This window comes from Flavobacterium sp. LC2016-13 (assembly GCF_009707955.1).
Lineage (GTDB): Bacteria > Bacteroidota > Bacteroidia > Flavobacteriales > Flavobacteriaceae > Flavobacterium.
The window spans coordinates 21,526-33,687 of sequence record NZ_WMDQ01000015.1; the positions used below are offsets into that span (position 1 = coordinate 21,526).

Genomic DNA, 12,162 nt, shown 5'->3' on the forward strand with positions numbered 1-12,162 from the left:
TTAAAAAAACAACGTAATGAAAAAAATAATAATAATAGCAGCAGCTTTTCTGGGTCTTGTTTTTACAGCTTGTGAAAACGAATTAGACCTGAACAGTCCAAATGATATAACAGTAGATCAGTATTGGAAAACTGAAAGTGATGCACAAGCCGGCGTAAACTCAATTTATGCCATGTTTTATAAAGATGGATTGTGGGCAAGATGGATTTATTTTCGCTTAGACCTGACTTCTGATGAAGGTTATAGTGTAAGTCCGTGGACAGAATTAGCAGATTGGACAAGATTTAATTACATCAATTATAATTTTTGGGAAGGAAATGCCGTAACCTGGAGAGATACCTACAAAGCTATTTTTAGATGCAATCAGGTATTGGCAAATGTGCCAAATATTCCTTTTGAAAATGAAGAAACCAAAAAAAGAATTCTGGCAGAAGCAAAATTTTTAAGAGCCTTAAATTACTATTATGCAGCAGTACTTTGGGAAGATATTCCAATTGTTTTGACGCCTTCACAACCAAATGACCTTCCGCAACAAAAAAAGCTAACCGAAGTTTGGGCTCAAATTGAAACCGATTTAAATGAAGCTTTCGTCGATTTGCCTGCAACGTGGTCCGGAGATCAAACCGGAAGACCGGATAAAGGTGCTGCAAAAGCATTTTTAGCGAAATTATACATGCAGCAACATAAATGGACCGATGCAAAAGGAGCTTTAGAATATTTAATTACAGGTCCGGGAGCAAAGTATAGCTTGGTTTCAAATTACAGAGACAATTTTACAGATGTAAATGAAAACAACAGCGAATCTGTTTTTGAAATCCAGTTTGGAGATCAAAGAAAAGGCGGAACTGATGAAGCGCAAAATGCTGCAGTTTCAAGCAACCGTTCTCAATTTTTTGCACCAAGAGGAATTGGATGGTCTGATGGACAAGCACGTTTTTGGTTAATAAATGCTTTCAAACAAGAAAAGAATAAAGACGGTAATCTGGATATTCGTTTAAGATGGACTTTATATTACCCTCAATTACTGGCTGATTTTGGAGACAAAACATACGGTAGAAACTGGGAATGGAATAATGACGAAGCATGGTTTAGAAAAGGAAGCCGTGATTATTACCGAGACAACGAAGATTATTACAACCAGGTAAATTACAGATTGGTTCGTTACGGAGATATTTTATTGCGTTATGCTGAAGTTTTAAACGAATTAGGAAATACTGCAGATGCTTACCAATATGTAGATTTAGTGAGAGCACGTGTCAACATGAATACACTGGCAGTTGCGCATCCTGAAATTGGAAATGATCATGATAAATTCTTAGAGCGTTTAAAAATAGAAAGAGTTTTAGAATTAGCCGGAGAAAGTGTTCGCTGGGAAGATTTAAAACGTTGGGGAGATTTAGATTCTCAGGCTTCGGTTGATAAAATTGCGCTTCGTGATCCGGATTTTAAAAACTTCACAGTAGGTAAAAATCACAGAATGCCAATTCCACAAAGTGATGTAGATAATAATCCAAATTTAGAGCAAAACTCTGGATATTAAAACTGAATTTTTGAGGGAATCAGATTTACAAGTCTGATTCCCTTATCATAAGAACGATTGTTCATAACAAGAAAATTTATAATGAGAAAAGTAAAATTGTATCTAACATTGATGTTAGCAGGACTTGTATTGCTTAGCTGTAACAACAAAAAAAGCAATGTCGAAGAAAATAAAAACGAAACAAACGTAGTAGAAAAAAGAGAAATCTGGACAAAAGATCAGGCCAATAAATGGTATGCAGAACAGCCTTGGTTAGTAGGCTCAAATTATTATCCCAGCACAGCTATAAATCAATTAGAGATGTGGCAGGATGATACATTTGATCCAAAAAGAATCGATCAGGAATTAGGCTGGGCAGAAAATTTAGGCATGAATGTAATGCGCGTTTACCTGCACGATTTATTACATCAGCAAGATGCAGAAGGATTTTACAAACGCATGGACAAATTTTTAGAAATTGCAGACAAACATCATATCAAAACACTTTTCGTTTTATTTGATTCATGTTGGGATCCGTTTCCTGCTTTAGGAAAACAACGAGCTCCAAAACCACATACACATAATTCTGGCTGGATGCAGAGTCCGGGACAAAAAGTATTACAGGATTCTACACAATATCCTCGCTTAGAGAAATATGTAAAAGAAACCGTGGCACATTTTAAAGATGACAAACGTATTTTAGGCTGGGATGTTTGGAATGAACCGGATAACATGACAGGTCCATCTTACGAAAAAGTTGAAATTAAAAACAAAGTCGATTTGATTTTACCTCTCTTAAAAAATGTTTTTGTTTGGGCAAGAGAAAGCAATCCATCGCAGCCATTAACTTCTGGAGTTTGGGCCGGAGACTGGAGCGATGAAGCCAAAATGAAACCAATGCACAAAATGCAAATTGAACAATCCGATATTGTTTCATTCCATAATTACAATACACCACAGGATTTCGAAAAAGTAATCAAACAATTGCAGCGTTACGGAAAACCTTTATTGTGTACCGAATATATGGCAAGACCAAACAGAAGCACATTCGAAGGCTTTTTACCGATCGCCAGAAAATACAATGTTGGCATGATCAACTGGGGTTTTGTGGATGGAAAAACGCAAACCAAATACGCCTGGGACAGTTGGACAAAAAAATACGATGCAGAACCAAAACTATGGTTTCACGAAGTTCTTAGAAATGACGGAACACCATACATCAAAGCCGAAACAGATTTAATCAAAAAGATGACTTCTGAGGCAAATAAGAAATAGATTGTTAGATTTTTTTTTGCCACAGATTGCACAGATTCAAATGATTAAGATCTGTGGCGAAAAAATTAAACACATAGAAACATAGATTTATTGTTTCCTTTTTGAGATTATAAAAAAAGCAAGCTTTCACACATAGCTATGTGCATTTTAATTAGTGAAACGCCTTTTATAGACAAAGAAAAACTATGTTCCTATGTGTTTAAAAAATCATTTTAATCTGTGAAATCCCGATAGCTATCGGGAGTGGCAAAACCATTTTAATTTTTAGCAGTATGAAAACACACACAATAAAACAGCTCTTTTTTCTAGCAATAATTTTGGTTGGATTTTCTGCGAAAGCACAACAGCCAGATCCGCCGGGACAAGTTAAGGGAACTGAAAAACCTAAAAACCAAGCCTATCTTTTTGCGCACATGACGCACAACGATTACGGCAGATTATATTATTCTGTAAGTCTTGACGGTTTGCATTGGGAAAACCTGAATAACGGAAAACGAGTTTTTGAAGAATATAAAGGACATCCCGATATCTGCAAAGGTCCTGACGGAAAATATTACATCGCAGGAAATACAGGCGACGATGCAAAAAGCATTAATATCTGGGTTTCTGATGATTTAATTACCTGGAAAAAACACTCCGATTATACGCCGGATTTAAAAAGCACACCAGATTATTCAAATGCTTTACAGCGAATTGGAGCTCCAAAATTATATTACGACAAAGACTCTGAAAAGTTTATCATGACGTGGCACACACCACATCTTGAAGGAACAAAAGAAGATGGAGAACGTTATTGGGCAAGTCAGCGAACCTTATATGTTTTGTCTAAAGATTTAAAAACTTTTGAAGGAACACCAAAACGTTTATTCGATTGGGATATGGGAACCATTGATGTTTTCATCCGTAAAGTTGGCGATTCTTATTATGCCGTAATTAAAGACGAAACGTACCCGACTTTGTATTGGACAACCGGAAAAACCATCCGAATTGCCAAGTCAAAATCTCTTTTAGGACCATATTCTTTGCCTCAGCAATCGATTAGTCCAAATTTTAGAGAAGCGCCAATGCTGATTCCTTCTCCAGATGATAAAATATGGTATATGTATTATGAACAATATCCGGGCGTTTCATACGGATTATCAATTGCTGATAATTTAAACGGACCGTGGTTTCAGGCTTCAGGATATACTTTTTTCTCCGATTGGGATAAATATAGTTTTCCTGAAAAAGTACGCCACGGCTGCATGATTACAATCTCTAAAAATGAATACGACAGTTTAGTGAAGAAATTTGGCATCACTAAGAAATTATGAGTTATAAGTTATGAGTTATAAGTTATGAATTATGAGATTGGAATTAGGCTTTGTTAGTGTTTTTTGAGTTAATACGAACAGAGATTATTTTATCGGAAATAAGTAATAATCACACTTAACCCAACTCATAATTCATAATTAATAATTCACAATTAAAAAAAAGGTTAGTTAAAGTTAGTGTTTGAAATTGCCAGGCTGTGTGGTATGGCCTGGTGATTTATTTAATGTTTGAAAATCACAAAAATTGACAATGAAAAATAAAATAATAATTCTCGTTTTACTTTTTACGGGTTTGATAACCAATGCACAATGGAAACCTCAAGGCGATAAAATCAAGACAAAATGGGCAGCGCAGGTTGATCCGAACAAAACATTACCAGAATATCCCCGTCCGATTATGGAGCGCGGTCAATGGAAAAATCTGAATGGTTTATGGAATTACGCCATTCAGGAATTTGGCAAAACAGCGCCTTCAAAATATGACGGGCAAATTCTGGTTCCGTTTGCCGCTGAATCGAGTTTATCCGGAGTGATGAAAGAAGTTGGATCAAAAGATGAACTTTGGTACGAAACCCATTTTTCAATTGAATCAGGTTGGAACGGAAAAAATATCCTGTTGCATTTTGGAGCTGTAGACTGGAAAACAGAAGTTTTTATAAACGACATAAAAGTTGGTTCGCATACTGGCGGCTATACACCATTTTCATTTGATATTACCCCATTTATTCAAAAAGGAAAAACTCAAAAACTCATTGTAAAAGTTTGGGATCCTTCAAACGACGGCCCTCAGCCAAGAGGAAAACAAGTTAAAAACCCCGAAGGAATTTGGTACACGCCCGTTACCGGAATCTGGCAAACGGTTTGGATTGAACCTGTAAATGCTAAAAATATTACCGAGTTAAAAACAACTCCAAATATCGATCAAAATACAATCAGTATTAAAGCTGATGTGAAAGGAGCAGAAACTGGAGATTTAATAGAAATTACTGTTTTTGAAGGAGGAAAAGAAATTGCAAAAGAAAAAGCCGTTGTAGGCGAAAACAATGATATTACTTTAAATTCTCCAAAATTATGGTCGCCGGAAAGTCCGTTTTTGTATCAGACTAAAATTCGTTTAATCAGCAAAAATAAAGTAGTTGATGAAGTGAAAAGTTATTTTGCGATGCGAAAAATTTCATCAAAAAGAGATGAAAACGGAATCATGAGAATGCAGTTAAACAACAAAGATTATTTTCAATACGGCCCGTTAGATCAAGGCTGGTGGCCAGACGGATTATATACGGCACCAACAGATGAAGCTTTAAAATATGATATTATTAAAACCAAAGAATTAGGTTTTAATATGATTCGTAAACACGTAAAAGTAGAACCGGAACGCTGGTACACACATTGCGATCAATTAGGAATTTTGGTTTGGCAGGATATGCCAAGCGGTGATGAACAACCGATTTGGCAAGATAAAAAGTATTTTGAAGGAACAGAATTACAGCGTACTCCAAAATCACAAGAAATCTATAAAAAGGAATGGAAGGAAATAATGGATCATTTGTATTCCTATCCAAGTATTGTAGTTTGGGTTCCTTTTAATGAAGCCTGGGGACAATTCAAAACGGTAGAAATTACAGAATGGACTAAAAATCATGATCCAAGTCGTTTAATAAATTCTTCAAGCGGAGGAAATCATTTTCAAACGGGCGATATTTTAGATTTACACAAATATCCAGCTCCGGAATTGTATTTGTATGATGCCCGAAGAGTTACTGTTTTAGGTGAATACGGCGGAATTGGTCTTCCGTTAGAAGGACATTTATGGAGAACAAATGACAATTGGGGTTACGTAAAATTTAAAAATGAAGCTGAGGTAACTGCAGAATATATCAAGTATGCTCAAATCCTTAAAAACTTAGTAAAAACAGGATTTTCGGCAGCAGTTTATACACAAACAACCGATGTTGAAGGCGAAGTAAACGGTTTCATGACCTACGACAGAAAAGTAGATAAAATGGATTTCAAAGCCATAAATAAAATTAATACAGAAGTTATAAATGCTTTGAATAAATAAATTTAAACACATAGAAACATAGAATTTTTTGTTTTGAAAAAAGGAAGTAAAAGAAACTAGTTTCTACACAGAGTTACCACAATCTTGTCATTCCGAGGAACGAGGAATCTTCACGAGTAACTCTACAAAGATTGACGATTTTCTGTGCGGAGCTACTTACGAAGATTCCTCGTTCCTCGGAATGACAAGATTGAGTAAGCTATGTTTGTTTAAACAAGTGAAACGCCTTTTTACAGACAAAGCAAAACTATGTCGCTATGTGTTTAAAAAACCACGCCCAACAATAAAAAAACCAAAATGAAAAAATACCTAATTCTTTTTCTGCTCACAACAATGAGTTTTGCTCAGCAAAAAACATTCACAAATCCCATTCTGCCATCGGGCGCAGACCCGTATAGTACGTATTACAAAGGCTATTATTATTACACCAACACACTTGGAAATAAACTGGTTTTGTGGAAAACAAAAGATCTGTCAAACATCAAAAATGCTGAAAGCAAAGTGATTTGGACACCGCCAAAAAACACCAATTATTCGGCAGAAATCTGGGCACCCGAATTTCATATTATCAACGGAAAATGGTATTGTTATTTTGCCGCAGACAATGGCGATAACAACAATCACAGAATGTATGTTTTAGAAAATAAGTCGTCAGATCCGTTTAAAGGGAATTTCGAATTTAAAGGGAAAATTGCTGCGAAAACTGATAAATGGGCAATTGACGGAAATATTTTCGAACATAAAAAACAGCTTTATATGATTTGGGCTGGATGGGAAGGCGATACCAACGGACAACAGAATATCTACATCGCTAAAATGAAAAATCCGCTTGAAATTGACGGTGACCGTGTAATGATTTCATCTCCAACAAATGATTGGGAAACGCACGGAGCATTGCATGATGATGTAAATCCGGCACAGGTAAATGTGAATGAAGGTCCGCAGTTTTTAGAAAGAAATGGTAAAATTTTCATCGTTTTTTCTGCAAGCGGATGCTGGACAGATTTCTATTCTTTGGGATTATTAACTTTTAATGGCGGAGATAATTTGTTAGATGCATCGGCCTGGAAAAAATCTTCGGAACCTATCTTCAAACAATCAGATAAAAATAAAGTTTATGCGCCGGGACATAATTCATTCTTTAAATCTCCCGATGGAAAAGAAGACTGGATTTTGTATCATGCCAATTCAAATCCGGGTGAAGGATGCGGGAATAAAAGATCGCCAAGAATGCAGAAAATTGATTGGGATGTCAACGGATTTCCGGTTTTAGGCGAACCGGTAAGTGAAGAAACCAAATTGGCAATTCCTTCAAAATAACACAAACATTTTAAAATTCACAAAATGAAAAATATTCAAATCGCTGCAGTTGTATTACTGGCAGTATTTCAATTCAGCTGCAAAGACAATAAAAAGGAAAATACAACTTCAACAGAAACTGCTGCAATAAAAACAGATTCAGTAAAAACTGTTTTAGAAACCAAAAATTTTGATACCATAATCGACGGTAAAAAAGTTAATTTGTATTGGATCGAAAACAAAGGAATCAAAGCTGCTTTTACCAATTATGGCGGAAGATTAATTGGACTTTGGGTTAATGATAAAAGCGGAAAATCAACCGATGTTGTTGTTGGAATGAATAGCGCAAAAGGATTTAAAACTTCTACAGAACCTTATTTTGGAGCAACAATCGGAAGAGTTGGAAACCGAATTGCAAAAGGAAAATTTACATTGGAAGGAAAGCAATACCAGGTTCCATTAAATAATGGGAAAAATGCTTTGCACGGCGGTATAAAAGGTTTTCAGGATGTAGTTTGGAATGCTGAAAAAGTAAACGAAAATACTTTGGTTTTTACGTATGTTTCGCCAGATGGAGAACAAGGTTTTCCTGGGAATTTAACCGTAAAAGTAACGTATACAATTACAGATGATAATTCTGTAAAAATGGAATATGATGCAACAACTGATAAAACTACTTTGGTAAACTTAACCAATCATGCTTTTTTTAATTTAAATGGAGAAGGAAGCGGCACAATCTTAAATCATGAATTGCAGATTTACGCAAATGAATTTACTCCCGTTGATGAAGGTTTGATTCCGAGTGGAGAATTAAAACCAGTAAAAAATACCGTTTTTGATTTTACTTCAAAACATACAATCGGAGAAAGAATCGAAACCAAAGATGAACAGTTAAAATTCGGAAAAGGTTACGATCACAATTACGTTTTAAACGGAACGAAGAAAAATGGACTGAATCATGCGGCAACAATTTCCGGAGATAAATCAGGAATCACTTTAGATATTTTTACGGAAGAACCAGGATTACAGTTTTACAGCGGAAATTTCATGCAGTCAAAAAACACGTTTAAATCAGGTTCAAAAGATGATTTCAGAACGGCTTTTGCATTAGAAACACAACATTTTCCAGACGCACCAAATCAACCAAAATTTGCTCCGATTGTTTTAAAACCGGGACAAAAATATCATACGGTTTCTTATTATCAGTTTTCTGTAAAAAAGTAGTTTAACCGCAAAGAGCGCTAAGAATTACGCAAAGATCGCTAAGAAAAATGAGGAATAGCTTGGCGCCCTTCGACTTCGCTCAGGGTGACATAAAATGAGAAAAAAACTTTGTGTCCTTTGCGTAATTCTTAGCGCTCTTTGCGGTTAAAAAAACTTAGCGTTAAAACCTAAAACCAATAAAACATGAAAAAAATACTATCCATAATAACATCATTTTGTGTTTTCGCAGCCTGCTCGCAGGAAAAAGACACAAATCAACCAAAAGAAGTAAAATCAAGTTCAATTTTACTGGCGGATCCTACCATTTTTTATAACAACGGCACTTATTATTTATACGGAACCACAAGTGGAGATATTCCAAATGGAGAAGGATTTCAGGTTTATACTTCATCAGATTTGAAAGACTGGAAAGGTCCGGTTGGAGCACAGAATGGCTTGGCTTTAAAAAAAGGAGATGCGTTTGGCGATAAAGGATTTTGGGCACCACAGATTCTTTCGTATCAAAATAAATTTTATATGATTTATACGGCGAATGAAAACATTGCGGTTGCTACAAGTGATAGTCCGCTTGGGCCATTTAAAAGCGAATCAAAAGAACCAATTATCAAAACCGGAAATCAAATCGATCCGTTTATTTTTATTGACGAAGACGGAAAAAAATATCTGTATCATGTTCGCTTAACAAGCGGAAACAGAATTTTCGTCGCAGAAATAAACGACGATTTTAAAAGTATAAAAGCAGAAACTTTAACGGAATGTATTTCAGGAACTCTACCTTGGGAAAATACACAAAACGTAAGCTGGCCGGTTACAGAAGGCCCGACAGTTTTAAAACACGACGGATTGTATTACATGATTTATTCGGCAAATGATTTCAGAAATATTGATTATGCTGTAGGTTACGCGACAAGTAAAAGTCCGCTTGGACCTTGGGAAAAAGCTACAGACAGTCCAATAATCAGCAGAAAAAATACCAAACAAAACGGAATTGGTCACGGCGATGTATTTTGGGATAAAAACAATAAAATGCATTATGTCTTGCACACTCATTATAGTGAAAGTGCCGTTTCGCCAAGAAAAGCCGGAATTATTGCCATTGAATTTAAAGATGGAAAAATAGTGGCTGATCCTGCAAGTTTTCAATTTCTAAAAAATTAGTAATTAAAAAGCCTTCAGATTTCTGAAGGCTTTTTTAGTTTTTACGTTTCCTGCAAGGTTTCCAAAACCTTGTAGGTATTCTAAGTAAAATAATAAATTATCCTAGCGTAAAATTTAAACCTACAAGGTTTTGAAAACCTTGCAGGAGTTGAAATCTAATTTTAAGAATCTTTTTTATTTGAAAATATAAAAACTGAAAACAGGTTTGAAATTAAAGCCGCAACCAGCCAGGAACGCATCCAAAAAAATAAAAAAATCGATTTGTTAGAGCAATTTATGCTGGCTAATGTTAAGGTTATGAAAAACGTTGTTGTCAGATTTTGAAGTATTTGAATTAATAATTTTCTATTATAAAATCGGACAATGTTCATCTTAATTCAAATTGATAAGTTGAGGTCCAAATTCTTCGTAGAAAATATTTTCCTGATTTACCTTTAAATTAATCAACGTTTCATATTGTGTTTTAATAAACATTTCAGGTCCGCAGATATAATATCTGGCTTCTTCTAATAAAATAGAATCTTTGCATTTATGAAGATCAACGCGACCGTGAATAAGTTCGTTCGAAACATTATGATGAGGTTCTAAAGTATCATAAAAAGTAAACGTTTCTAAATGATTTGCTTCTTCTTTTAAAGCCGAAATCTGATTTTTGAAAGCGTGAACAGATTCGTTTCTGCAGCCGTGAATCCAGATTGTTTTTTTATTTTGAATGGAGTTTAAATTCGTTTCCAGCATGCTTAACATCGGCGTAAGCCCAACGCCGCCGCTTATTAATACTAACGGATTTTCTGAATCTTTTTCTAAATGAAATAATCCTGCCGGAGAAGAAATTGAAATAATATCGCCTTCAGATTTTGAATGCATCGTATTCGAAACCCATCCGTTTGGATTTGGCGCAATTCCGCTTTCTTTTTTTACCGAAATCCTGTAATATTCAGGATTAAAAGTGCTTGACAAACTGTATTGTCTTGGTTGTAAAAGATTCAATTCAGGCACAAAAACCTGAACACTGATAAACTGCCCGGAATGGAAATCAGTAATCTCTTTTCCGTCTTCCGGATAAAGATAAAACGATTTAATTTCGGTCGATTCTTCAACGATTTTTTTAATAACGAATTTTCTCCAGCCATTCCAACTTCCGGGTTTTGCTGCATTTTCTTGGTATAAATCTTTTTCAAGATCGATCATAATTTGTGCCAACTGATAAAAAGCAATTGTCCACGCTTCGAGAAGTTCAGGAGTTGCGGCCTCGCCAACAACTTCTCCAATAGAAGCGATTAATTGTGTTCCTACGATTTTATATTGCTCCGGCTGAATATTAAGGCTTCGGTGTTTGGTTCCAATTCCTTTCAATACACCAATTAAAACTGACGGATCTTCTATATTTTCGGCATAAGCCAAAACAGCATTTGCAAGGGCAGATTTTTGTCTTCCGTTTGCCTGATTTCCCATATTAAACATATTTCGCAATTCAGGATGATGTTTAAACATTCTGGCATAAAAATAATTCGTCAGGTCTTCGCCGCTCGCTCGTAAAATTGGAATTGTTGCTTTGATAAGCTCTTTTTGTTGTGGATTCATTTTGTGATAATTATAATTTGATTAGGATTAAATATTTGAAATTCTGAGGGAATAAAGTAGCTCAGATTTTATATTCACAAATTTAATTCGGAGGCAAAGCTTCGTTTTATGACTCAAATCATAAGAAGTGAAAAATGTTGGATTTTATTTAAAATGAACTTTATGATAATTCGATTTTTTAGAACAAAAATTAACTTAAGGTAATTTTGAATATTTTATTTTAAATGAATTTTGCATCATAAAATTTAAAGAAAACAATTTATGATACAAGAATTAAAAGTAGGAGATAAGATTCCAAATTTTTCCCTGCAAGATCAAAACGGACAGCTTTTTAATAGCGCTACAGATGTAATTGGTACAACGAGTGTAATTTATTTTTATCCAAAAGATGAAAGTGGCGTTTGCACGAAAGAAGCTTGTGCGTTTCGCGATAGTTTTCAGGATTTTACCGATGCTGGTATACAAGTTTTAGGAATTAATGCAGCGGGAATTGAAAGCCATAAAAAGTTTGCCGAAAAAAACAGATTGCCTTTTAAATTATTAAGCGATCCGGGAAATAAAGTCATTAAACAATTTGGTGTAAAAAATGCTTTGTTTTTAACTGGAAGAGAAACGTTTATCGTGAATGAATCCGGTGTTGTAATACACAAATTCAGAGACTTTTTTAAAGGTGCTGCACATGCGAAGGAAGTACTTGAGTTTTTAAAACCCGTAAAGTAATTCCAGCG

At 35.1% G+C, this 12,162-nt stretch carries 9 protein-coding genes; 8 read left to right on the forward strand and 1 reads right to left on the reverse strand.

The window, feature by feature from the left end:
* The first annotated feature begins 16 nt into the window (after nucleotides 1–16).
* From GKZ86_RS22335 to GKZ86_RS22365, 7 genes are all read left to right on the forward strand, one after another.
* Entirely contained in the window at nucleotides 17–1,540 is a 1,524-nt protein-coding gene (locus GKZ86_RS22335; protein WP_154785258.1) for a RagB/SusD family nutrient uptake outer membrane protein, read from the forward strand.
* 81 nt (nucleotides 1,541–1,621) lie between these two features.
* A complete protein-coding gene (locus GKZ86_RS22340; protein WP_154785259.1) occupies nucleotides 1,622–2,794 on the forward strand; it encodes a cellulase family glycosylhydrolase in 1,173 nt (390 codons plus the stop codon).
* A gap of 272 nt (nucleotides 2,795–3,066) precedes the next feature.
* Nucleotides 3,067–4,107: a glycoside hydrolase family 43 protein gene (locus GKZ86_RS22345; protein WP_154785260.1), complete on the forward strand. Its 1,041-nt coding sequence runs from the start codon at nucleotides 3,067–3,069 to the stop codon at nucleotides 4,105–4,107.
* Nucleotides 4,108–4,357: 250 nt separating this feature from the next.
* Entirely contained in the window at nucleotides 4,358–6,169 is a 1,812-nt protein-coding gene (locus tag GKZ86_RS22350) for a glycoside hydrolase family 2 protein (RefSeq protein ID WP_154785261.1), read from the forward strand.
* Between the two features lie 297 nt (nucleotides 6,170–6,466).
* Nucleotides 6,467–7,489 carry a family 43 glycosylhydrolase gene (locus tag GKZ86_RS22355; protein WP_154785262.1) on the forward strand — a complete coding sequence of 341 codons (1,023 nt, stop codon included), beginning with the start codon at nucleotides 6,467–6,469 and terminating at the stop codon, nucleotides 7,487–7,489.
* A 24-nt stretch (nucleotides 7,490–7,513) separates the two neighbouring features.
* On the forward strand, nucleotides 7,514–8,692 hold the full coding sequence (locus tag GKZ86_RS22360) for an aldose epimerase family protein (protein ID WP_154785263.1): 1,179 nt from the start codon (nucleotides 7,514–7,516) through the stop codon (nucleotides 8,690–8,692).
* Between the two features lie 183 nt (nucleotides 8,693–8,875).
* On the forward strand, nucleotides 8,876–9,850 hold the full coding sequence (locus GKZ86_RS22365; protein ID WP_154785264.1) for a glycoside hydrolase family 43 protein: 975 nt from the start codon (nucleotides 8,876–8,878) through the stop codon (nucleotides 9,848–9,850).
* Nucleotides 9,851–10,222: 372 nt separating this feature from the next.
* Here GKZ86_RS22365 and hmpA read toward each other — a convergent pair whose 3' ends face one another.
* Entirely contained in the window at nucleotides 10,223–11,434 is a 1,212-nt protein-coding gene (gene hmpA / locus GKZ86_RS22370) for an NO-inducible flavohemoprotein (RefSeq protein ID WP_154785265.1), read from the reverse strand.
* Nucleotides 11,435–11,695: 261 nt separating this feature from the next.
* Between hmpA and GKZ86_RS22375 the strand changes: the two genes are divergently transcribed.
* The gene (locus GKZ86_RS22375; protein ID WP_154785266.1) at nucleotides 11,696–12,154 is read left to right on the forward strand and encodes a peroxiredoxin; all 459 of its coding nucleotides are present in this window, start codon (nucleotides 11,696–11,698) and stop codon (nucleotides 12,152–12,154) included.
* The last annotated feature ends 8 nt before the right edge of the window (nucleotides 12,155–12,162 follow it).